The organism is Pseudomonas sp. N-1-13 (assembly GCF_057787095.1).
On sequence record NZ_JBYNRI010000001.1, the window covers coordinates 2,394,926 to 2,418,049 of the forward strand.

A 23,124-nucleotide genomic window follows, 5' to 3' on the forward strand; every position below is an offset into this window, starting at 1 on the left:
CAATGCACAACCCTGTGGTGAGGGGATAAATCCCCTCACCACAGGAGCATTCCAGCCGAAGCCCGGGGTTTTTTGTGGTGGTCCCTGCCGTGCGCATCGCGGCAGGGGCCGCCACTGTTCTCCTCCCATGGAAGCGTCTACCCGCTACCCAAGTAGCATTCGTGAGTCGGGCGCCGCTTCGTACACTCAAGGTTCCTGTCACGCACCCGTCGGAGGCGAAGATGCTAAAGGCCCAGAGCGAAGGTGTGATAAGCGCCATGTCCCAGGCAACGAACGTCCAGCAGGTTGCCCAGGAGCTGGCGCGGCAGTTGCTGCACCCGCACTTGGGTTTCGTGCTGTTTTTCTGCTCCGCCGAATACGACTTGCCGGCTCTTGGCCAGGCACTCTCCCAGAGCTTCGGCGGGATTCGCCTGGTGGGCTGCACCAGCGCCGGAGAAATCACCAGTCAAGGCTATGGCCGCAACTGCGTCACAGCGGTGGGTTTCGATCATCGGCATTTTTCCATCGCTGCCGAGCTGATCGGGGAAATGGAGCACTTCAGCCTGATCGACGCCCAGCAAATGGTCGAACGACTGGCCAGCGGTTGCCGCAGCAATGCGCTGGCGCCGATCAAGGGCCACAGCTTTGCCCTGACCTTGCTCGATGGGTTGTCCAGTCGCGAGGAGATGGTGCTGGCGGCGTTGAGCGCGGCGCTGGGGGACATTCCGCATTTCGGCGGTTCGGCCGGCGACGACAACTACCTGACTCACACCCACGTGTACTACGAAGGTCAGTTCCACAGCGGCGCGGCAGTGGTGGTGCTGATCAACACCTGGCTGGATTTCGAGGTGTTCACCACCCATCACATCCTGCCTCGGGAGGAGAAGTTGGTCGTGACCGGGGCCGACAGCACCTCGCGGCGTGTCTACGAGCTCAATGCCGAGCCCGCCGCCGAGGAATATGCCCGGCACATCGGTGTGCCGGTGAACGCGTTGAACTACCGGGTCTTCGCCGCCCATCCGCTGGCGGTGCGCATCAACGACCAGTATTACGTGCGGGCGATCCAGCAGGTGCACCCAGACCTGAGCCTGAGTTTTTACTGTGCGGTGGAGAACGGCATCGTGCTCACGGCGATGACCCCGGGCCCTTTGCTGCACAACCTGCAAGAACTGTTCAGCGGCTTGCAGGGGCGCCTGGGTGACTTGCTGCTGACCATCGGCTGTGACTGTTTTCTCAGGCGCATGGAACTGGAAGATCGCGGTGGCCTGGAGCAGATCGGCCAGTTCCTGCGCGACCATCGCGTGATGGGCTTCAACACCTACGGAGAGCAGTTCAATGGCATGCACATCAACCAGACCTTCACCGGAGTTGCCATTGCCCGCCATCGCGTCCCCGGCCATCGCTGACCTGCAGGCGCAGATCGCCAGCCTGCAGCACGAAAACCGCAAACTGCGGCGGATCAACGACGCACTGATCGAACGGGTGGAGTCCGGCGTGACCCGGGGCAACGACCCGTATGCGGCATTCCAGCATTCAGTGGTGCTGGCCGAGCAGGTTCGCGAGCGCACCGATGCCCTGAACCAGGCCATGGCCGAGCTCAAGGCCGGCAATCACCTGCTGGGCGAAGCGCGGCTGCGCGCGGAAACCGCCCACCGGCACCTGATCGATGCCATTGAGAGCATTTCCGATGCATTTGTGCTGTTCGACGAACAACAGCGCATCGTCCTGTTCAACAGCCGCTTCAAGGCATTCTGGGCCCACAGCCGCGTGCGTATCATCGCCGGGATGCGCATTTCCGAGGTCAAGCGACTGATGACCGCCAACGGGTTGTTCAGCGAAGAGCCGCGTGGCCAGGCCGACGAGCATGTGCTTTACCGCTTGCAGAACGGGCGCTGGCTGCAAGTCAGCGAACGACCAACCCAGGAAGGCGGTCGAGTGATTCTGTTTACCGACATCACCGACGTCAAACTCAGTGAAACCGTGCGTCGCGAACAGGCCATCGCGCAGAAATCGCACTTGTTGCAACGGGCCGTGGACAACCTTTCCCAGGGTGTGGCCATGGTCAATGCCCAGGGTGTGCTGGAGTTGTGGAACCGTCGCTTCCTGGAACTCAGCGGTCTGGCGCCAGTGGCGGCCCATCGGCCGTTTTCCGAGGTGATCGCCGACAGTGAACTGCAACTGCTGACCCCGGCCAGTCGCGACAGCAATGGCCGGCTCATCCACGAAAGCGAGCAGCGCCTGTCGGATGGCCGGGTCCTGGAGATTCGCACCCATCCGCTACCCACCGGCGGCTACGTCAACACCTTCACCGACATCACCGAGCGCTACCAGCACGCCGAGGCCCTGAGTGAAAGCGAACGCTGGATCCGCCTGATCACCGACCATGTGCCGGCGCTGATCGCCTACCTCAATGCCGACTTGGTCTACGAATTTACCAACAAAGTCTACGAGCAATGGTATTGCTGGCCCCGTGGCGTGATGCTCGGCCAGAGCCTGCGCGAGGCCCACAGCGAACAGCATTACCAGCGCCTGGAGGCCTACGTGGCCCGGGCCTTGGCCGGTGAGAGTGTGACGTTCGAGTTTGCCGAGACCAATATCAACAACCAGGAACGCTATATGCTGCGTTCCTACGTGCCCAATCGGCTGGCCAATGGTGAAGTGGTGGGAATCTTCGTGCTGATCCGCGACATCACCGAGCGGCGTCGCACCGCCGAGGCGCTGCACCAGGCCTACCAGAACCTGGAACAGCGCGTCCAGGAACGCACCGCCGAACTGACCTCCCTCAATGACCAGCTATTGCGCGAAATCGACGAGCGCAGCCGGGTGGAGCTGCGCTTGCGCGAGGCCAAGCGCGAGGCCGAGCAGGCCAACCTGTCGAAAACCAAATTCCTCGCGGCGGTCAGCCATGACCTGCTGCAACCGCTCAACGCCGCGCGGCTGTTCACCAGCGCTTTGCTCGAGCGCCGTGAGCCGGTAGCGAACGCGCAACTGGTGCGCAACGTCAGCCACTCGCTGCAGGACGTGGAAAACCTGTTGGGCACGCTGGTGGACATTTCCAAGCTCGATGCCGGGGTGATCAAGGCCGATATCGCGCCGTTCGCCCTCAGCGAGTTGCTCGACAACCTGGCCGCCGAATACGTCCAGGTGGCGCGCAGTGAGGGGCTGGAACTGCACTTTGTGCCGTGTTCGGCCCTGGTGCGCAGCGACATGCAGTTGCTGGCGCGGATCCTGCGCAATCTGCTGAGCAATGCCATTCGCTATACCCCCAGCGGGCGGGTGGTGCTGGGCTGTCGCCGGCACCGTCAGCGCTTGTCCATCCAGGTCTGGGACAGCGGCATCGGCATTGCCGAAAACCGTCTTGAAGAGATCTTCCAGGAGTTCAAGCGCGGCGATGTGCAGCGCCCGGATCAGGATCGAGGGTTGGGCCTGGGGCTGGCGATCGTCGAGAAAATCGCCGGGATCCTCGGGCACCGGATCCAGGTGCGTTCATGGCCGGGCAAGGGCTCGGTGTTCTCCATCGACGTGCCCCTGAGCGCCACCGCGCCCAAGCCGTTGCCGAGCCTGGAGATGAGCGAACCGATGCTTGAGCGCTTGCGCGGGGCCCGGGTCTGGGTGCTGGATAACGACGCGGCCATCTGCGCCGGCATGCGTACGCTGCTCGAAGGTTGGGGGTGTCGGGTGGTGACTGCGCTGTCGGAGCAGGACCTGGCGCGTCAGGTGGACAACTACCATGCCGAGGCCGACCTGCTGATTGCCGACTATCACCTGGACAACGAGCAGAACGGCGTCGACGCCGTGGCCCGGATCAACGCCCGCCGGGCCTCGGCGATCCCGGCCATGATGATCACCGCCAACTACAGCAACGAACTCAAGCAGCAGATCCGCGAACGCGGCCACACCCTGATGCACAAGCCGGTGCGGCCGATGAAACTGAAGATTGCGATGAGTCATTTGTTGAGTGGGCCCAAGAGTCATTGAGCCGAACGCTGTTGTGGCGAGGGGATTTATCCCTGCTGGGCTGTGAAGCAGCCCCCCTGGATCTGCCAGGCAGACCGAGTTCTTAGGTTTTAGGGCCGCTTCGCGCCCCAGCGGGGATAAATCCCCTCGCCACAGGGATGTGTGTCAGCGGTTCAACGGCGCAGATAAGCCCCGAAATCAATATCCCCGGCACTGAGAATCGCCTGCACCCGATTGTGCACATTGAGCTTGCGCAGGATGGCCGAAACGTGAGCCTTGACCGTGGTTTCGGCGATCTCCAGCGTGTAGGCGATCTGTTTGTTCGACTCGCCCTTGGTCATGCGTTCCAGCACCAGCAATTGTTTACGGGTCAGGGCCTGGAGCAGCTCGGGCGCAAAGGCCGGGGTTTCGTTCAGGCGGCGGCCCATCGGGCTTTTCTGCGTGCGGATGATGTCCGGTGGCAGGTACACGTTGCCGTTGAGAATCTGCTCGATGGCGTCGGTCATCTGCGAGCGCGGCGAGGACTTGGTGATGAACCCCACCGCGCCGTAGGTAATGGCTTGCAGCACCACCTGTTTGTCCTGTTCGGCGGAGACGATCACCACGGGGATGGTCGGCGCCTCGTTGCGCAGGTTGATCAGGCCATTGAGGCCGTGCATGCCGGGCATGTTCAGGTCCAGCAGGATCAGGTCGAGGTCGTCGTGCTCGCGGGTCAACGCCAGGGCGCTGTCCAGATCGGCGGTTTCCATCACCTCGCTGCCAGGAAAACCGTCGCTGATGACGTTGTGGATGGCTTCGCGAAACAGTGGGTGATCGTCGGCTATCAGGATCTTATACATGGCCATTCACCTCGTTATTGTCGTGTGGGTGGAGCGGGGGCACGCACTCATTGAAATCAGGGAAAGGGTTCGGGCCGGGCCGCTTGCAAGGGCAGGCGGGCCGCCTCCCAAGCGTCGAGGCCGTCGCGGTACCAATACAACTGTTTATAGCCCATGGCGGCGGCGCGTTTTACCGCGTTCCAGCTCAACCAGCAATCAGATCGGCAATAAAAGACCAGCGGTTGATCCGCTCGCCCGCCCGTGGCTTTTCCCAGGTGATGGTTGAAGTAATCCTGCCAGGTCGGGTCGAGTTCGCCGTCGCCGGTATTGGCCAGCCACAGGCTGCCGGGGAGGTTGGCGTGGGGCTCGTTGTCGATGAAGCGTCCCTGGAGCCAGGGGCGGCGATAGACGTCGATCAGGATCGCAGATGGCGTTTGCCCCATCAGTTGTTGCAGTGCCTGGGTATCGAGTGTCTTTGCGCCATCGACGGTGGCGGGCGTCGGGCTGCGGTACTGGGCAATGCGATAGCCCTGCGCGGAGAACAGCGCAGTGTCAGCCTGGGCGACATTCAGCCACAGGCCCAGCAAGACGATCACCAGCAAACGGGGCATGGGAATTTATCCTTTTTGTTATGCGCCCATTACATGCCAGGGTCGAGGTCTTGTGAATGCGACCATAGACAGGAAAACCGGTACTAAAGTAGTAATTTCGGGCTCAAAGACAAGTGTGAAACCTAGGTCATGCTCTATCCCCTGTGGGAGCGAGCCTGCTCGCGATAGCGGTGGTTCAGTTGGCAGAGACGTGACTGACGCACCGCTATCGCGAGCAGGCTCGCTCCCACAAGGGATATTCGTCGTGCAATCAGCCTGCTTTGCGCAACGCCGCATGCTGCGGATTGAAGGTCCACACCGCCAGTAATGCGAACACCAGGGTCAAGCCCGCGCACACCACCATCGCCAGCAGATTGAACCGTTCATACAACGCATAACGCACCAGCTCCACCCCATGGGTGAACGGACTCACCGCGCACAGCCAGTACAGCCAAGGGCTGGCCTCCAGCATTTTCCACAACGGATACAGCGCCGAGGACAGGAAGAACATCGGGAAGATCACGAAATTCATCACCCCGGCAAAGTTCTCCAGTTGCCGGATGGCATTGGACAGCAGCAAGCCCAGGGCGCTGAGCATCAGGGCCACCAGCAGCAGCGCCGGAAACGCCAGCAGCAGGCCCATGGCCGGTGGCTGGATGCCGTACAGCCAGGCAATGGCGAGAAATGCGTAGACCTGCAACAACGAGATCAACGAGGTTGCCAGCAACTTGCTCGCCAGCAGGAAGGCCCGCGGCAGAGGGCTGGTGAGCAGCACGCGCATGCTGCCCATTTCCCGGTCATAGACCATCGACAGCGAACCCTGCATGCCATTGAACAACAGGATCATGCAGGCAAGGCCAGGCACGATGTACACCTCATAAGGGATGTAGGTGTCATAGGGGGCAATGATGGCGATGCCCAGTGCCGCACGAAAGCCGGCGGCGAACACCAGCAGCCACAGCAGCGGCCGCACCAGGGCACTGAGAAAGCGCGTGCGTTGTAGCACGAAACGCAGCCATTCACGCACCACGATGCCGCTGAAGCATTGCCAATACGCGTTCATGGGTGAACTCCCGCTGCGGTCAGGTGGGTGAAGGCCGAACCGAGGGTGCCGCCATGTGCCTGACTGACGGCGTCGGCGCGTGCGCTGGCGACGAGGCGGCCTTGATGCAGGATCAGCAGATCGTCGCTGGGCTGTACTTCGTCCAGCAGGTGCGTGGTCCACAGCACGCTGATGCCCTCGTGGCACAACTGGCGAACGTGTTGGTTCAGGGCCAGCCGGCTGGCCGGGTCAAGGCCAACGCTGGGTTCATCGAGCAGTAACAGGCGCGGTTCATGCAGCAGCGCCCGGGCGATTTCCACCCGGCGACGATGGCCGCCATTCAGGGCGCGCACCCGTTCGTGGCGCCGCTCGGTCAACTGCTGGCGGGCCAGTTCCGCGTCGATGCGCACACTGCCCTGGCGCCGCGACAGGCCATGCAGCGCAATGTGGTAACGCAGGTTCTGCTCGACACTCAGGTCCAGGTCCAGGGTGCTCTGTTGGAACACCACACCCAACTGGCGCAAGGCCGGCAGCGGCGAGGTCTGCAACGAATGGCCGCCGACGCGGACCTCACCACGCTGCACGTCATACAGGCGCGTGAGCAAGGCAATCAGCGTCGATTTGCCGGCGCCATTGGGGCCCAGCAACGCGGCGAAGCGCCCGGCTGCGAGGTTGAAACTCACCTGCCTGAGGGCTTCGCGCGCGCCGTAGGCGAAGCTCAGGTCGCTGACTTCCAAGGCGTTCATGGCGTCACCACTACGCCCCAGGGATAGCGCCCAACCTTCACCGACTTGAGCACTTTGCGGCTCTGCACGTCGATCACCGACACATCACCGCTGACGCCATTGGTTGCCAGCAGTTGGCGTTGATCGGGAGTGAATGCCAGTTGCCAGACGCGCCGCCCCACCAGCAGGTAATCCAGCACTTCGAAGGTCTTGGCATCGATGACGGCGACGTGATTGGCCGGGCCCAGGGCGACGAAGGCGAGTTTGCCGTCGGCGCTGAGCTTGATGCCCACCGGTTGTACCTTGTCGGGGTGAACGCCCTTGATCTGGAACGTCAGGGTCTTGAGCACCTGGCGACTGGCGACATCGAGAATCGTCAGCGTGCCGCCGATTTCCGCCGAGGCCCAGAGCTGCGAACCGTCGCGACTGAACTCGACGAAACGCGGCCGCTGATCCACCAGTGTGTTGTCGGCCAAGGTCTGGGTGCTGGTGTCGATCCAGTGCAGCATGTTGGTGGTTTCACTGGTGTTGACCGCCCATTTGCCATCGGGGCTGACGGCCATGCCTTCGGGCTCGACGCCGACGCCGATCTGTCCCAGCACCTCGGAAGTCTGGGTGTCGATCACGGTCACCAGGGCATCGTCTTCGTTGGACACGTAGAGCCAGCGGTCATTGGGGTGCAAGGCGAACTGTTCCGGGTCCTTGCCGGAGGGCAATTCCTTGATGATCTTGCGGGTGGCGACGTCCATCACCTGGACCCGGTCCGAATCGCTGGCGCAGATGTACAGCAGGCGGTTGTCGTGGGACAGCAACAGGCCTCGGGGGCGTTGGCCCACCGGCAGGGTCTCGATGACCTCCAGGCTCTGCATGTCGATCAGGCTCAGGCTGTTGTCTTTCTCATTGGAAACCCAGGCGATGCTGGCGGCGGCGGGGCCGGCGACCAACAACGCCGCCGCCAGGGTGAGGGTCTGGCAAAGCAGGGCAGGTTGGAACCGGGTCGGGTCAAGCAGGGGGCGGCGCATGGCGGTTTCCTTATTGTTGTTCTTGAAGGGATCAGGGGTAGCGGCAGCTCACTTCGGGCCGGTCGTAGCCCAGGCTGTCCATTTCGTTGGTAGGGTGCAGAAAACCGTCCTGGGGCGAGGTGCTCACCAGCGCCCGCGGCTGAACCAGGGGAATCGGCTGGCGCAGTTGCCCGTTCCACGGCCGGTAACTGAGCTTGCGCCCCTTGAAACCGTCCAGCGGCAATTGCTCGCTCAGCGCCAGTTGGCGGATGGCCAATGGATCGTCCTGGCGCAGTTTGCTCACGGCACTGGCGATGCTGCGCACGGCGATCCAGGCGGCGAAATCACGATCATTCATCCAGCGCCCGGCCAGGGCTTCGAAGCGTTTTTGCAGCTGTGCCGCGCCGTAGGTTTCCACGGTCTTGTGCCAGGCGGTGGGGGTCAGGCCTTGCGTGCCGGCCACCGGACGCGGGTACCAGGTCTGGTAGGGCACGTATTCGCCGAAGTCGCCGCGCTCGTCGGCCACCAGCACCACGTCGTATTCGGCGGTCTGGGTGAACAAAGGCATGTCGGCCTGGGCGCTGCGGCGCTGGTCGTTGTCGAACTGCCAGTCTTTTTGCGCGACGACCTTCATGCCGAAACGCTTCATGGCTCGTCGTAGCGCAGCAGCATAGGCCTGGTCCTCGGCCGTCTGGCCGACGATCAGTAATGCCCGCTGCCATTTGCGTACGACGCTGAACTGCACCAAGGCATCGGCGAGCATCGCCCGGTCGGGTAGGCTGTGGAGCACGTTGCCCAGGCAATCGGTGGTACGCAGGCTGTCGTCGGCGCTGCCGGCATTGAACAGCAGGCTGTCGGGCAGGGCGGCACTGAGTTGGCGCAGGCTGGCGGATGGTGCGTTGACCACAAACAACCGCAGGCCTTGGTCATGCTGCGCTTGGGCGGCCTGGAGCAAGGCTTCGGGGCTGTCGACGCTGGCGCTTTGCAGCTGGTAATCGTGCTTGAGAAAACGCCCGGTGCTGTTGCTGTCGACAATCGCCAACTGCGCCCCGCGCAGCCCGGCATCGGCGGGCTCTTCAATGACGTTGGACAGCAGCGGGCCCGGGTCGGGGCGGTAACCCAGGTAGCCGATGCGCACTTGCAGCGGCGCGCCGTCGCCAGCCTGGGCGGCGACCGGCAACCCGGTGCTGGCCGCTGCGAGCAAAGGGATCAAGGCGTAACTGACGAGCCGGCGCATAACACCTCCATTGCGGGTAGCGTCAGCATAGGAAGCCTGTGTCCAGGGGGAAATATGCAGAAAGTACCGCCGGGCCAGTACCAAGGTAGTAACCCGCTGTCGACGCCGGGGTTTTAGGATGCCAGTCATCGTCATTCATCAGGAGCGGACAGACCGTGCGGATTCTCAAAGCCCTGCTGCTGCCGTTGTTGCTGATCTTGAGTCTGATTGGCGTGGATCGGTTGTCTGGCAAACCAAAGAGCTGCCGCGAACACAAAACCTGCGAGCACACAGGTCCCCCTGTGGGAGCGAGCTTGCTCGCGATAGCGGTGGTTCAGTCGACAGCGCTGTTGAATGTGCCGATCTCATCGCGAGCAGGCTCGCTCCCACAGGGGTTCTGTGCCGGCCAGGGAATGGGCCGCTAACCATGTCGGCCCTCTGGCGAATCAACCTCTGGGTGACGGCGTTTTTCGCCCTGGTCACCCTGGCTTGTGCGGTCCTGTTGCTGCATCAAGCCACGGCTGATGTGAAACGTGAGCTGCAATCGGCCGAGTCCGTGGTGCATTACCTGAGTGAAACCGCCGAGCGCAACCCGGCCAGTCTCCAGTCGCGGCTGACCGGCAGTTTGCGTCATGTGCGGGTGCACTGGTTGGCGGCGGGGCAGGTGCAGCCGGGGAACAGCGAGGGCGGGGTGAGCGCCTGGCTTGGTCGCTGGTTACTGGGCGACGCTCCGGCTGCCGCGGTGGTGGATTTGCGCGACGGTCGCCGGGCCTGGATCGCGGTCGACCCTCGGGACGAAATCGAAGAAGTCCTCGATTCCCTGGTGCAACTGCTCGGCGTCTGTGCGCTGGCGCTGTTGGTCAGCCTGCTGGTGATCCGCTGGGCGGTGCGCCGGGGTATGGGATTGCTCGATGAATTGCTGCAGGCCCTGCGTCAGGTCTGCGCCGGCGATCTGCAGGTGCGGCTGGCCGCTGATGCTATCCCGGAGGCCCGGCAATTGGCGGTGCATTTCAATCGCATGACCGCTGCCCTGACTCAGGCCCAGGCCGATAACACCCGGCTTACTCAAGCCCTGCTGGCCGTGCAGGAGCAGGAACGCACGCAGCTGGCTCGGACCCTGCACGATGACCTGGGCCAATACGTGGCAGGGATCCGCGCCCGGGCATGCTTGCTGCGGCTGGTGATCGATCAGCCGCCGATGCTGGAGCAGACCGTCAGCCAGCTCGAGGGTCATTGCGAGCATCTGCAACAGGGATTCCGTGCGCTGGTGCAAGACCTGTATCCGGTGGTGCTTCAGCACCTGCCGCTGTCCGAGGCCATCGAGCTGCTGGTGGCTCAGTGGCAACAAAACCAGGGCATCGCCTGTCAGCTGCGGATCAACGCGCCGTTGCCGCCGTTGTCGGGCTCGAACAAGACCCACCTGTATCGCCTGTTGCAGGAAGCGCTGACCAATGTCGTCCGGCATGCCGGCGCCACGCAGGTGCGGATTCGCCTGCAGCATCGGGCCGGGCGTTTGCGAGTGCTGGTGCGTGACAACGGCCGGGGAGCGACCGGGCCCCATCGAGCGGGCGTTGGCCTGCACTCGATGTCCGAGCGCGCCCGCAGCCTGGGTGGCGAACTGCGCATCATCAGCCAGCCCGGCGCAGGTTGGGCGCTGGCCTTGAATATTCCCCTGGAGGCGTGATGAACATCTTGTTGGTCGACGATCATGCGGTGGTTCGGCAGGGCTATGCCAGCCTATTGCGGGCGCTGATGCCGGAGCTGCAAGTGCGCGAAGCCGCCACCGGTGAAGAGGCGTTGAGTCAAGTGCTGGAGCAGGTGCCTCATCTGGTGATCATGGATTTCGGCCTGCCCGGTATCAGCGGGCTGGAAACCACCCGGCGCCTGCGCCAGCGCCTGCCGCAACTGCGGGTGCTGTTCTTCAGCATGCATGATGAACTGCCGTTGGTCCGTCAGGCGCTGGACGCCGGGGCTGCGGGCTACCTGACCAAGAACTCGGCACCCCAGATATTGGTGGAGGCCGTGCGCCGGGTGCTGGCCGGCCATGCCTACATCGAACAAGCCCTGGCCACCCAGTTGGCCTGCGCCAGCACCCGGCATAACACCGACCCGCGCTTGCAATGCATGACCCAGCGCGAGCTGGAGATCTTCGTGATGCTCGCCAGGGGCACCCCGGCTCGCACCATTGCCGAACAGTTGTGCATCAGCGCCAAGACCGTGTCCAATCACTTGACGCTGCTCAAGAGCAAGCTGCAGGTCAGTTCCCATGCCGAACTGGTCCACCTGGGGATCGACATGGGCGTGGTGCGGGTGGCGGGGTGAGCCCCTCATTTCCTCGCAATGATGCTCAACTGTGGCGAGGGGATTTATCCCCGTTGGGCTACGCAGCAGCCCCAAACCCTGAAGACTCGGTGTGCCAGGTCTATTGAGCTGGCTGTTTTAGGGCTGCTGCGCAGCCCAGCGGGGATAAATCCCCTCGCCACAAGGCTGTGTGTATCTGGAGACTTCATTGATCCCAGGACACTGGGCAACCCCTACACCCTTGCATATTCGCATCCTGAAAATTCCCGTAATGCTGGCGTGAACCGCTCATGTTGGCGTCTTCCAGGTTGCTTTCGCCAAGCTTGGCTTCCTGCAGGTTGGCGTCGCGCAGGTCGGCGCCCTTGAGGTCTGCCTTGCTCAGCCAGGCCATTTCCAGGTCGGCGGCTTGCAGGTTGGTTTCGTGCATTCGGGCGCCGGACAGCCGGGCGAATTGAAGATGCGCGGCGCTCAGGTCGGCTTTCTGGAACTGCGCGCCCTGGGCAAACAGGCCCCAGCCCTGGATAGCCTTGAGCGTGGCCCCACTGAAGTCCGCCAGGCGCAGGTTGCTTTGCTGCAAGCTGGCACGGGTCAGGTTGGCGCCTTGCAGACGGGCTTTTTCCAGATTGGCCAGGTCCAGCCGCGCATGGCGCAGATCGGCGCCCCGCAGGTCGGCACCGCTGAGGTTCATTTTGCGCAGGTCCTGGTTGGCCAGCCGGGCGCCGCGAAGGTCGGCGCCGGGGCATTGGCTGGACTCGGCGATGATGCAGCCGTTGATGGTCAGGGGCATGTCGAGGTCGTCGGCGCTGGCATTTGCGGCGAACACGATCAATAAAACCAGTGGATAGTTCATGGCAGGAACTCGAGTTAACTGTGGGAGCGAGCCTGCTCGCGAAGCCGTCGGCACATTCAACATCACTGCCAACTGAACCACCGCCATCGCGAGCAGGCTCGCTCCCACAAGGGATCTTTGCTAGACACAGAATCTGTGTCCAATGAGATCAAGAGTGGGAGCGGGCTTGCTCGCGAAGCCGTCGGCACATTCAACATCACTGCCAACTGAACCACCGCTATCGCGAGCAGGATCGCTCCCGCAAGGGTTATTGGCGGGCCACCTTGTTATCCCAACTCGGAATCTTGAACACCCAGAACGACCCGCCCTGGGCCACCGGCTTGGTCAGCTCGGCCATGTCGCCGCCCCACAACGGCACGGCGCCGCCGTAGCCGACGGTCACGCCGATGTACTGTTCGCCGTCCTGTTCCCAGGTGATGGGCGGGGAGACGATGCCGCTGCCGGTCTGGAACTTCCACAGTTCCTGGCCGGTCTTGGCGTCGAAGGCCTTGAAGAAGCCGTCGCCGGTGCCGGTGAACACCAGATTGCCCTTGGTGGCGAGCACCCCGGCCCACAGCGGCAAGGCTTCCTTGTGCTCCCAGACCACCTTGCCGGTGGTGGGGTTCATCGCCCGCAGGCTGCCGACGTGATCGTCATACATGCGCTTGATGCGAAAGCCCATGCCCAGGTAGGCCGAGCCTTTCTTGTAGTTCACTTCTTCGGTCCAGTATTCCTCCTTCCACTGGTTGCCCGGCACGTAGAACAGCCCGGTGTCCTGGCTGTAAGCCATGGGATTCCAGTTCTTGCCTCCCAGGAAGGGCGGTGAGACCTCCACCGGTTTGCCCTTGGTTTCACCCGGCAGTGGCTTGGCCGGACGCTGACCTGGATTTTCCACCGGGCGGCCGGTCTTCAGGTCGATGTGGCTGGCCCAGGTGATGTTGTCGACGAAAGGGAAGGCGTTCTGCAGCTTGCCGTTGTTGCGGTCCACGACGTAGAAAAAACCGTTGCGGTCGGCGTGGGCGGTGGCCTTGACCAGCTTGCCGTCCTTGTCTTTGTAGTCGAACAGCACCAGCTCGTTGTTGCCGGAGAAATCCCAGGCATCGTTGGGCGTGTGCTGGTAGAACCACTTCACCTCGCCGGTACTCGGGTCGACGCCCACCTGGCCGGAGGTGTAGAGGCTGTCGTAATCCTGCGGGTTGCCATCCTTGGCCGTGCGCGCCCAGGTGTTCCATGGCCCCGGGTTGCCGGCGCCGACGATGATGGTGTTGGTTTCGGGGTCGAAACTGGCGCTCTGCCAAGGTGCGCCGCCGCCGTGGCTCCAGGCCTCGACCTTGCCGGTTTCGGTGGTTTTGTCGTCGGGCCAGGACGGTGCTTTCACATCGCCGGTCGGCGTGCTGTCCTTGCCGTTGAGACGGCCCATGTGGCCTTCGACGAAAGGCCGCATCCAGACTTCTTCACCGGTGTCCGGGTCCCGGGCGAACAGTTGCCCGACCACGCCGAACTCATCCCCGGAACTGCCATGGATCAACAGCACCTTGCCGCTGGTCTTGTCCTTGATCAGCACCGGGGCTCCGGTCATGGTGTAGCCGGCCGCGTGATCGCCGAACTTCTTGTTCCACACCACTTTGCCGGTGTTTTTATTCAGGGCGACCACCCGCGCATCCAGCGTGCCGAAGTAGATCTTGTCGCCGTAAATGGCCGCGCCCCGATTGACCACGTCGCAGCACGGGCGAATGTTGTCCGGCAGCCGATGGCTGTAGGTCCACAGGCGTTTGCCGGTCTTGGCGTCGAGGGCGAATACCCGCGAGTAAGAGCCGGTGACGTACACCACGCCGTCGCTGACGATGGCCTGGGACTCCTGGCCGCGCTGCTTTTCGTCGCCGAATGAATAAGACCAGGCCGGCGTGAGCTTGAACACGTTCTTGTCATTGACCTGGGCCAGCGGGCTCCAGCGCTGGGCGTTGGTGCCCATGCCGTATTGCAATACGTCGCGGGTGGTCAGGTGGTCGTTGGCGATGTCTTCCCAGGTGACGGCGGCGTTCGCCTGCGGAGTCAGGGACAGGCTGCCGGCCAGCAGCAAGGCAACGGTCAGGGAAGAGAGGGCGGGGAGCGTTTTTATTGTCATGGTGGGCATTCCCAGTGAGGTTTTGGCCTGACTAGGTTGGGTCGCGTCAGGGCCCCACCGATACGGAAAAAGTCCCGCCCGTGCCGGGAAGATTTCCCGAACCGGCTGTCTTTGCGAACTGCGCCGGATGACCCGCTACCAAGGAACTAGAGTGCGGCCACCAAAGCAGCATTCGGCTGGGGCGCAGGCGTTCCTAAGATGACGGCACGGCCTCTGTAGAGAGGTCTTGCGTGCAAATTCGAGGGCATAACAATGACAACAAAACGCAACGCCATCATCGCTACCGCATTGCTGATAGGGCTGACCGGCGCAGGCTCCGTGTGGGCCCATGGCAACGTAGTGCCCCAGGCAGTGGAAACCAAAGGGCTGACCCCGATCAAGGACACCGGCCTGCCGTTGGATGGCGATGGTTGGGTCGCCCAGAACCCTTACCGCAGTTCTCCTGAGCGAGACAAAGCGGTGGAAATCGGCGCCTCGGCCTACAACCAGAACTGCGCCGCGTGCCACGGCCTGGAAGCCAAGTCCGGCGGGATCGCGCCGGATCTGCGCATGCTGGATGCCGCCGAAGCCGGAGATGAGTGGTTTGTCGAGCGCGTGCGTCACGGCGCGGTGCGCGACGGCCGGGTCTACATGCCGAAAATGGCGGACTATTTGAGCCAGGAAGCCTTGTGGGCGGTGCGCACCTATCTCGACAGCGTGCACGTCGAGGAGTGATCGCCATGCGCCTGTTCGCGTGGATATTCTGCAGCCTGTTGCTGTGTGGCCAGACGGTTCAGGCACAGGTGCGTAACTACGACGAAATGATCGCCGCCGGCGAGCTGAAAGTGGCGGTGTACAAGGATTTTGCCCCCTATAGCTTCGAAGACCACGGCCAGCCTCGGGGCGTGGATGTGGAGCTGGCCCAGGCCCTGGCCAAAGCCCTTGGCGTGCGCCTGCGATTGATCTGGGCGCCGCCCGGCGAAAAGCTCGATGACGACCTGCGCGATTACATCTGGCGCAGCAGCGCCCTGCATGGTCGGCAACTGGCCGACCTGATGATGCGCGTGCCTTACGATCGCGACTACGTGCAAAAGCGCAACGACATCGGTGAACTGGAAAACGCCCAGGTCGCCATGTTCGGGCCTTATCAGCAGGAGTGCTGGCAAGTGGCGTACGACCGCCGACGGCTTGAAAGTGTAGGCAGTGTCGCGGTATTCCAGCAGCACCCCATTGGCGTTGAAGTCGACAGCGTGCCGTCGTTCTACCTGACCTCGGTGTTCAACGGCATGCTCAGCGCCAGGACCCATCACTTCCCCGGCGTAGGCCAGGCGTTCAAGGCCATGCGGGCCGGGCAGGTCGACGCGGTCATGGCCATGCGCGGGGAGATCGACTGGCAACTGCATGAGGCAGCCGATCCGCAACTGGCATTGGCCGAAAATGCTTACCCGAACATGGGCAAGCAACGGTGGGAAATCGGTATGGCGGTGCATGAGAGCAACCGGCAGCTGGCTTATGCGGTGGAAGAAGCGCTGGAGGGGTTGATCCGCGACGGTAGTCTCAAAACCATCTATGCCCATTACGGCCTGCGTTACGAAGTGCCCGAGATGTATCAATAGGAGCGCAGGGATGAACTGGCGAGCGTGGGGTCTGCTGTTGTGCTGCCTGCCGTTGACGGCGACGGCGCTCGAGACTGGGAAGGACCCGGTGCCCTCGGTGATGTGGGCCTTCTATCACAAACAATTGCTGGGTGAGGCGCCGTTCGTGTTCGACGACCGGGTCCGATTGCTGGCGCCGCCTTTTGCCGAAGACGCGCGCCAGGTGCCATTGCAGATCGATGCCCGCGCATTCACCGGCGACGTGGTGCGCATGCTGGTTTGGGCCGAACTGAACCCGCTGCCCAAGATCGTCGATTTCCAGCCGGGGGAGCGGGTGCTGCCCTGGCTGTCGATCCGCATTCGTATCGAGCAGGCCACGCCGTTGCGCGCTGCCGTGCAGACCCGTGACGGCCTGTGGCACGTCGGCTCGACGTTGATCGACGCGGCCGGTGGCGGCTGCACCGCGCCAAGCGTGGTGCGGACCCAGCCGGGCTGGGAAGAACACTTGGGCGAAGTGCTGGGAGCTCGTTACCCCCGAGGTGAAGACAGCCGCCTGCGCCTGCAAGTCGCCCACCCGATGGACAATGGGCTGGTGAGCGGCATCCCGGAGTTTTACCTCAACCAGGCGCAGTTGCTGGACGCCGACGGCCAGGTGCTGGCGCGCCTGGAGCTGTTCCCGGCCGTCAGCGAAAACCCCAACCTGAGCTTCGACATTCAAGGCCCCGGGCAGACCCGCCTGTTGTTGCGTGACAACAGCGGCAATGAATTCGAGGCAACGGTCCCCTGACCACAAGGAGCGCGCCATGCGTTGGTTGTTGCTGATCTGGCTGGGCCTGTGCCTGCCGACATGGGCCGCAGCGGACTATTCACTCAAGCCCCGGCAGATCGCCGAAGGCACCTGGCTGCTGGAAGGCAGCACGGACAATTTTGCCAAGGCCAACGGCGGCAACATCGTCAACACCGCTTTTATTGTCACCGAGGCCGGCGTGGTGGTCATCGACAGCGGCCCGTCCCGGCGCTACGGGCAGGCCTTGCGCCAGGCGATTGCCGCGATCACCGATAAGCCGGTAGTCCAGGTGTTGCTGACCCATCATCACCCCGACCATGTCTTGGGCAACCAGGCCTTCAGCGACGTCTCCATCGGCGCGCTGGCGGGGACCACGGATCTGTTGCGCCAGCAGGGCGATGCCATGGCCGAGAACATGTACCGGCTGGTCGGTGACTGGATGCGTGGCACCGAAGTGGTATTGCCAAACCAAGTGCTGGTTCCCGGTCCGCTGAAGGTCGGCAACCATTCGTTGCGTCTGCTGGCATTGGCCGGGCACACCGGGGCGGACCTGGCGATCCTCGATGAAACCACCGGCGTGTTGTTTGCCGGCGATCTGGTGTTCTACGAACGAGCCCTGACCACCCCGAACAGCCCCGGTCTGGAGGTCTGGCTCAAGGATCTGGACACCCTGCAAAGCCTGTCGTGGAAGCAGATCGTACCCGGCCATGGTCCAGTGGCGAGCGATGCCCGGCCTTTCTTGCAAATGCGCGACTACCTCAGCTGGCTCGACCAACTGATGCGCGACGGCGCGGCCCGGGGCGATGACATGGCCGAGATGATCCGCAGCCCCATCCCCGAGCGTTTTGCCGGGATCAGCTTGAGTCGGTATGAGCTGATTCGCAGTGTCAGTCATCTTTATCCGCGTTATGAGCGGGTAGGGATGAAGCGAGTAGATGCCAAGATTCAGTAGTCCCGGCAAATCCCCCGGCTAGCGCCAAAAATGAAAAAAGGCGGGCCTTGATCTAAGGTCATTGTTAAGGACACAGCAGGGGTGTGGTGCCTGAAAAAATAGCCGAAGTCGCGGAACCGAAGATGTCATGGCCGCAGAGTGCTTTCTACGCAAGGCAGAACTCTGGAGCAGCGATGAAATGACCATCACAAAAATCCTCCACGACAAAATCCACGCCAATGGCATCGAAATGCACTATCGGTTTACCGGGCAAGGGGCACCGATCGTCCTTCTCCACGGCTGGCCACAACACTCTCTGATGTGGAATCGGGTCATGGCGGAACTCGCCGACCAGTATCTAATCATTGCCCCGGATCTGCGCGGAGCCGGAGGATCGTCGATTACGCCCGGGGGCTACGACAAGCGGACCATGGCGCGCGATCTACGAGCCCTCATCGAGAAGCTCAACCTGGGGCCGGTCTTCCTTGTGGGCTACGATCACGGTGTTGGCGTTGCTTACCAATATGCCGGCGCGCACCCCAACGAGGTTCTACGGCTGGCCCTCGCCGAATATGCGCTGCCGGGGTTCGGCTACGAGGCCAAGCTGACGCCATCTCGAGACTGGGACGTCGCCAGTAGCTGGCAACTCAGCTTCTTCACTCAGCCCGATGTTGCGGAAATGTTCATTCGCGGAAAGGAGCGCGAGCTGCTCTCCTGGTTTTTCTGGAAGATGTCCGCCAACCCTGAGGGCGTGAGCGGCGAGGACTTCGAGGAATATGTCCGGCAGATCATCAAACCAGGCGCGCTGCGAGCGGGCCTCAATTACTACGCTGCGGTCTGGCAGGACATGGACGACCATTCCGAAACCGCTCGGCGGGGCAAACTGCAGATGCCCGTGCTCGGCATTGGTGGTCGATGGGGGTTCGCCGAGAAGACCAGCCTGCTCCTCGAACCGGTGGCGCAGCACCTGAGTGGGACCGTCATTGAAGGTGCCGGACACTGGCCGGCCGACGAACGTCCCGACGAATTCGCCCGAATCTTGCGCGATTTTTTCCAAGCCGACTCGCCCTGAAGCCGGCATGCCGTTCACGCAAGGCTGGCGCCACCTTACCGGCTTCCTGAGGGAACAGCGTTGTAACGGTCCAATCCGGTCTTCACATGTACCAAGGAACTAGAAAACTCAACACAGCGGGCAATTGTTGACGACGGCCCCAAGGCCAAGAATCTGCGGCAGACCGGGAAAATTTCCCGGGTATAACAATAACCGCAGAGGTAGCCGTCATGACTCATCCCGCACGTCGCCAGCCCTTCGCCGTGAGCCTGCTGCTCAGTGCCATGCTGCTGTCCGGTTCGGCCTTGGCCGCCGTGACCGATCAGGAAATTCTCCAGGACCCGAAAAACCCGCAGCAGGTCGTGACCAACGGCCTCGGCGTGCAAGGCCAACGCTATAGCCCACTCGACACGCTCAACGTGAATAACGTCAAGGATCTGCGTCCGGTCTGGGCGTTCTCCTTCGGCGGTGAAAAGCAGCGCGGCCAGCAGGCCCAGCCGATGATCAAGGATGGGGTGATGTACCTCACCGGTTCCTACTCGCGGGTGTTCGCGGTGGATGCACGCACCGGCAAGAAACTCTGGCAATACGATGCGCGCCTGCCCGATGACATTCGTCCTTGCTGCGACGTGATCAACCGTGGCGTGGCGCTGTATGGCGACCTGGTGTATTTCGGCACCCTGGACGCCAAGCTGGTGGCCCTGAACAAGGACACCGGCAAGGTGGTGTGGAGCAAGAAAGTCGCTGACCACAAGGAAGGTTATTCCATCAGCGCCGCGCCCATGATCGTCAATGGCAAGCTGATTACCGGCGTGGCGGGCGGCGAGTTCGGCGTGGTGGGCAAGATCAGCGCCTACGACCCGAAAAACGGCGAGCTGCTGTGGACCCGTCCGACCGTGGAAGGGCACATGGGTTATGTCTACAAGGACGGCAAGGCTATCGAGAATGGCATTTCCGGTGGCGAAGCCGGCAAGACCTGGCCGGGGGATCTCTGGAAGACCGGTGGTGCGGCGCCCTGGCTGGGCGGCTACTACGACCCGGAAACCAATCTGCTGCTGTTTGGCACCGGTAACCCGGCACCGTGGAACTCCCATCTGCGCCCTGGCGACAACCTCTATTCCTCGTCGCGCCTGGCCCTCAACCCAGACGACGGCAGCATCAAATGGCACTTCCAGAGCACCCCTCACGACGGCTGGGACTATGACGGCGTCAACGAACTGATCTCCTTCAACTACAAGGAAGGGGGCAAGGACATCAAGGCTGCGGCCACCGCCGACCGCAACGGCTTCTTCTACGTGCTCGATCGCACCAACGGCAAGTTCATCCGCGGCTTCCCGTTTGTCGACAAGATCACCTGGGCCAGCGGCCTGGACAAGGAAGGGCGGCCGATCTACAACGAGGCCGGCCGTCCGGGCGCGCCGGGCAGCGAAGCCAAGGGCAGCTCGGTGTTTGTCGCGCCGGCGTTCCTCGGGGCGAAGAACTGGATGCCGATGGCCTACAACCAGGACACCGGGTTGTTCTACGTGCCGTCCAACGAATGGGGCATGGATATCTGGAACGAAGGCATCGCCTACAAGAAGGGCGCGGCGTTCCTGGGGGCCGGTTTCACCATCAAGCCGCTGAACGAGGACTACATCGGTGTGCTGCGGGCCATCGACCCCAAGACTGGCAAGGAGGTCTGGCGTCACAAGAACTTCGCGCCGCTGTGGGGCGGAGTGCTGACCACCAAGGGCAACCTGGTGTTCACCGGCACGCCTGAAGGATTCCTGCAGGCCTTCAACGCCAAGACTGGGGAAAAGGTCTGGGAATTCCAGACCGGCTCCGGTGTGCTCGGTTCGCCCATCACTTGGGAGATGGATGGCGAGCAATACGTCTCCGTGCTCTCGGGCTGGGGTGGCGCGGTGCCGTTGTGGGGCGGCGAAGTGGCCAAGCGCGTGAAGGACTTCAACCAGGGCGGCATGCTCTGGACCTTCAAGCTGCCGAAAGAGTTGGTGGCCAAGCGCTGAGTTGCCATTGAGCCGGGGGCTGCTTTTGTGGCGAGGGGATTTATCCCCGCTGGGCTGCGAAGCGGCCCCAAAATCTTTGCGAGCGCTGCGCACTCGAGCGGGGATAAATCCCCCCGCCACAAAGGCAGCGCTTGTTCCCGCTTTTCGTGTCCTGAAAAATCCACAAACCTACGACCAAATAACGAGAGCCCCCCTGCCAATGACGCATTCGTCCAGCATGCGGGTCTCTCTACCATCGGCCTATCGCCTGTCCCGCGACAGGCATCGACCAGGCAGAGGCCCATTATGATCTATGCACAACCCGGAACCCCAGGCGCCGTCGTTACCTTCAAGCCGCGCTATGGCAATTTCATCGGCGGCGAATTCGTCGCGCCGGTTAACGGCGAGTATTTCACCAACACGTCCCCGGTCAACGGCGAGGTCATCGCCGAGTTCCCACGCTCCAACGCCGCTGACATTGACAAGGCCCTGGACGCAGCCCACGCCGCTGCCGATGCCTGGGGCAAGACTTCGGTGCAGGATCGCTCCCTGGTGCTGTTGAAAATCGCCGACCGCATCGAACAGAACCTGGAACGCCTGGCTGTCAGCGAGACCTGGGACAACGGCAAAGCCGTGCGCGAAACCCTCAACGCCGACGTACCGCTGTCGGCCGACCATTTCCGTTATTTTGCCGGCTGCATCCGCGCCCAAGAGGGTGGGGCCGCCGAGATCAATGAACTGACCACCGCCTATCATTTCCACGAACCGCTGGGCGTGGTCGGACAGATCATCCCGTGGAACTTCCCGCTGCTGATGGCCGCCTGGAAACTCGCCCCGGCCCTGGCCGCGGGTAACTGCATCGTGCTCAAGCCAGCGGAGCAGACGCCGTTGTCGATCACCGTGTTCGTCGAGCTGATCGCCGACCTGCTGCCGCCCGGTGTGTTGAACATCGTCCATGGCTTTGGCCGCGAAGCCGGTGAAGCCCTGGCCACCAGCAAGCGCATCGCCAAGATCGCCTTCACCGGCTCGACCCCGGTGGGCTCGCACATCATGAAATGCGCCGCCGAGAACATCATCCCGTCCACCGTGGAGCTGGGCGGCAAGTCGCCGAACATCTTCTTCGAAGACATCATGCAGGCCGAGCCGGCGTTCATCGAAAAGGCCGCCGAAGGCCTGGTGCTGGCGTTCTTCAACCAGGGCGAAGTCTGCACCTGCCCATCACGGGCGCTGGTGCAGGAGTCGATCTACGCGCCGTTCATGGCCGAGGTCATGAAGAAGATCGCCAAGATCAAGCGCGGCAATCCGCTGGATACCGAAACCATGGTCGGCGCCCAGGCGTCCCAGCAGCAGTACGACAAGATTCTTTCGTACCTGGACATCGCCCGGGAGGAGGGCGCCGAGCTGCTCACGGGCGGCGCGGCGGAACATCTTGAAGGGGATTTGTCGAGCGGCTATTACATCCAGCCGACCCTGCTCAAGGGCCACAACAAGATGCGCGTGTTCCAGGAAGAGATCTTCGGCCCGGTGGTGGGCGTGACCACGTTCAAGGATGAAGCTGAAGCCCTGGCGATCGCCAACGACACCGAGTTCGGTCTCGGCGCCGGTCTCTGGACCCGCGACATCAATCGCGCCTACCGCATGGGCCGGGCAATCAAGGCCGGGCGTGTCTGGACCAACTGCTACCACCTGTACCCGGCCCACGCCGCGTTCGGTGGCTACAAGAAGTCTGGCGTGGGTCGTGAAACCCACAAGATGATGCTCGACCATTACCAGCAGACCAAGAACCTGCTGGTGAGCTACGACGTTAATCCGTTGGGCTTCTTCTAACCCAGAAACACCCCCCTGTGGGAGCGAGCCTGCTCGCGATAGCGGTAGATCATTCAACCTCTATGTTGAATGTTCAGGCGTCATCGCGAGCAGGCTCGCTCCCACATTTGGATTTGTGTGATTGCAGCATTGCTACCAACGCACCCCACTCACCGCTTCGAAAGTAGCATTCGAACGTCGGGTACAGCGTGCATTAATGACCTTGCCGGAATGGCCCGGTACAAGAAGAGGAAAGACCCATGTGGACTAAACCCGCGTACACCGACCTGCGTATAGGCTTTGAAGTGACGATGTACTTCGCCAACCGATGAGCGTTGGCCCGGCCTGAGATGTTCAGGCCGGGCTACCCATTTGGTCTGATTGCAATCACGGTGGGATGCTTTAGG

20 protein-coding genes are annotated in these 23,124 nt (G+C 62.5%); 12 read left to right on the forward strand and 8 right to left on the reverse strand.

Features of this window, described 5'->3' with window-relative positions; genetic code table 11:
• The first annotated feature begins 221 nt into the window (after nucleotides 1-221).
• Entirely contained in the window at nucleotides 222-1,385 is a 1,164-nt protein-coding gene (gene nosP / locus AC3I65_RS10915) for a nitric oxide-sensing protein NosP (RefSeq protein WP_047228991.1), read from the forward strand.
• Complete coding sequence (gene nahK, locus AC3I65_RS10920; RefSeq protein WP_488523715.1) at nucleotides 1,315-3,957, forward strand: hybrid sensor histidine kinase/response regulator NahK/ErcS'; 2,643 nt, start codon at nucleotides 1,315-1,317, stop codon at nucleotides 3,955-3,957. The genes nosP and nahK overlap by 71 nt, the downstream gene beginning before the upstream one ends.
• Before the next feature lie 152 nt (nucleotides 3,958-4,109).
• On the opposite strand, the gene AC3I65_RS10925 is transcribed toward nahK, so the two are convergent.
• The 6 genes from AC3I65_RS10925 to AC3I65_RS10950 all read right to left on the reverse strand — a co-directional run bounded on the left by AC3I65_RS10925 (nucleotide 4,110) and on the right by AC3I65_RS10950 (nucleotide 9,349).
• The gene (locus tag AC3I65_RS10925) at nucleotides 4,110-4,775 is read right to left on the reverse strand and encodes a response regulator transcription factor (RefSeq protein ID WP_047229013.1); all 666 of its coding nucleotides are present in this window, start codon (nucleotides 4,773-4,775) and stop codon (nucleotides 4,110-4,112) included.
• A gap of 56 nt (nucleotides 4,776-4,831) precedes the next feature.
• Nucleotides 4,832-5,365 (reverse strand): PQQ-dependent catabolism-associated CXXCW motif protein, encoded by a 534-nt coding sequence (locus tag AC3I65_RS10930; RefSeq protein ID WP_076385173.1) that lies wholly within the window; start codon nucleotides 5,363-5,365, stop codon nucleotides 4,832-4,834.
• 250 nt (nucleotides 5,366-5,615) lie between these two features.
• Nucleotides 5,616-6,407 (reverse strand): ABC transporter permease, encoded by a 792-nt coding sequence (locus AC3I65_RS10935; RefSeq protein WP_076385171.1) that lies wholly within the window; start codon nucleotides 6,405-6,407, stop codon nucleotides 5,616-5,618.
• A complete protein-coding gene (locus tag AC3I65_RS10940; RefSeq protein WP_488523716.1) occupies nucleotides 6,404-7,132 on the reverse strand; it encodes an ABC transporter ATP-binding protein in 729 nt (242 codons plus the stop codon). Before AC3I65_RS10940 ends, AC3I65_RS10935 begins: the two co-directional genes overlap by 4 nt.
• Nucleotides 7,129-8,133 (reverse strand): YVTN family beta-propeller repeat protein, encoded by a 1,005-nt coding sequence (locus tag AC3I65_RS10945; RefSeq protein WP_047228996.1) that lies wholly within the window; start codon nucleotides 8,131-8,133, stop codon nucleotides 7,129-7,131. Before AC3I65_RS10945 ends, AC3I65_RS10940 begins: the two co-directional genes overlap by 4 nt.
• A 31-nt stretch (nucleotides 8,134-8,164) precedes the next feature.
• Complete coding sequence (locus AC3I65_RS10950) at nucleotides 8,165-9,349, reverse strand: ABC transporter substrate-binding protein (protein ID WP_448693728.1); 1,185 nt, start codon at nucleotides 9,347-9,349, stop codon at nucleotides 8,165-8,167.
• 406 nt (nucleotides 9,350-9,755) lie between these two features.
• Here AC3I65_RS10950 and AC3I65_RS10955 point away from each other — a divergent pair, with 406 nt between their 5' ends.
• The gene (locus tag AC3I65_RS10955; RefSeq protein ID WP_448693729.1) at nucleotides 9,756-11,012 is read left to right on the forward strand and encodes a HAMP domain-containing sensor histidine kinase; all 1,257 of its coding nucleotides are present in this window, start codon (nucleotides 9,756-9,758) and stop codon (nucleotides 11,010-11,012) included.
• Complete coding sequence (locus tag AC3I65_RS10960; protein ID WP_160892504.1) at nucleotides 11,012-11,650, forward strand: response regulator; 639 nt, start codon at nucleotides 11,012-11,014, stop codon at nucleotides 11,648-11,650. Before AC3I65_RS10955 ends, AC3I65_RS10960 begins: the two co-directional genes overlap by 1 nt.
• Before the next feature lie 184 nt (nucleotides 11,651-11,834).
• On the opposite strand, the gene AC3I65_RS10965 is transcribed toward AC3I65_RS10960, so the two are convergent.
• Nucleotides 11,835-12,479: a pentapeptide repeat-containing protein gene (locus AC3I65_RS10965; RefSeq protein ID WP_488523717.1), complete on the reverse strand. Its 645-nt coding sequence runs from the start codon at nucleotides 12,477-12,479 to the stop codon at nucleotides 11,835-11,837.
• A gap of 247 nt (nucleotides 12,480-12,726) precedes the next feature.
• A complete protein-coding gene (gene exaA, locus AC3I65_RS10970) occupies nucleotides 12,727-14,583 on the reverse strand; it encodes a quinoprotein ethanol dehydrogenase (protein WP_047229002.1) in 1,857 nt (618 codons plus the stop codon).
• A gap of 252 nt (nucleotides 14,584-14,835) precedes the next feature.
• Here exaA and pedF point away from each other — a divergent pair, with 252 nt between their 5' ends.
• The 8 genes from pedF to pqqA all read left to right on the forward strand — a co-directional run bounded on the left by pedF (nucleotide 14,836) and on the right by pqqA (nucleotide 23,049).
• Entirely contained in the window at nucleotides 14,836-15,297 is a 462-nt protein-coding gene (gene pedF / locus AC3I65_RS10975) for a cytochrome c-550 PedF (protein ID WP_160892508.1), read from the forward strand.
• 5 nt (nucleotides 15,298-15,302) lie between these two features.
• The gene (locus AC3I65_RS10980; protein WP_047229004.1) at nucleotides 15,303-16,178 is read left to right on the forward strand and encodes a substrate-binding periplasmic protein; all 876 of its coding nucleotides are present in this window, start codon (nucleotides 15,303-15,305) and stop codon (nucleotides 16,176-16,178) included.
• 10 nt (nucleotides 16,179-16,188) lie between these two features.
• Nucleotides 16,189-16,944 (forward strand): quinoprotein dehydrogenase-associated SoxYZ-like carrier, encoded by a 756-nt coding sequence (locus AC3I65_RS10985; protein ID WP_139050450.1) that lies wholly within the window; start codon nucleotides 16,189-16,191, stop codon nucleotides 16,942-16,944.
• Between the two features lie 16 nt (nucleotides 16,945-16,960).
• Nucleotides 16,961-17,896 carry a quinoprotein relay system zinc metallohydrolase 1 gene (locus AC3I65_RS10990; RefSeq protein WP_047229006.1) on the forward strand — a complete coding sequence of 312 codons (936 nt, stop codon included), beginning with the start codon at nucleotides 16,961-16,963 and terminating at the stop codon, nucleotides 17,894-17,896.
• A gap of 178 nt (nucleotides 17,897-18,074) precedes the next feature.
• Nucleotides 18,075-18,947, forward strand: coding sequence for an alpha/beta fold hydrolase (locus tag AC3I65_RS10995; protein ID WP_488523718.1), 873 nt, complete (start codon nucleotides 18,075-18,077; stop codon nucleotides 18,945-18,947).
• A gap of 209 nt (nucleotides 18,948-19,156) precedes the next feature.
• Nucleotides 19,157-20,932, forward strand: coding sequence for a PQQ-dependent methanol/ethanol family dehydrogenase (locus AC3I65_RS11000; RefSeq protein WP_076385149.1), 1,776 nt, complete (start codon nucleotides 19,157-19,159; stop codon nucleotides 20,930-20,932).
• Between the two features lie 285 nt (nucleotides 20,933-21,217).
• Nucleotides 21,218-22,738 (forward strand): acetaldehyde dehydrogenase ExaC, encoded by a 1,521-nt coding sequence (gene exaC / locus AC3I65_RS11005; protein ID WP_076385147.1) that lies wholly within the window; start codon nucleotides 21,218-21,220, stop codon nucleotides 22,736-22,738.
• A gap of 239 nt (nucleotides 22,739-22,977) precedes the next feature.
• On the forward strand, nucleotides 22,978-23,049 hold the full coding sequence (gene pqqA / locus AC3I65_RS11010; protein ID WP_003243383.1) for a pyrroloquinoline quinone precursor peptide PqqA: 72 nt from the start codon (nucleotides 22,978-22,980) through the stop codon (nucleotides 23,047-23,049).
• Nucleotides 23,050-23,124 lie beyond the last annotated feature (75 nt).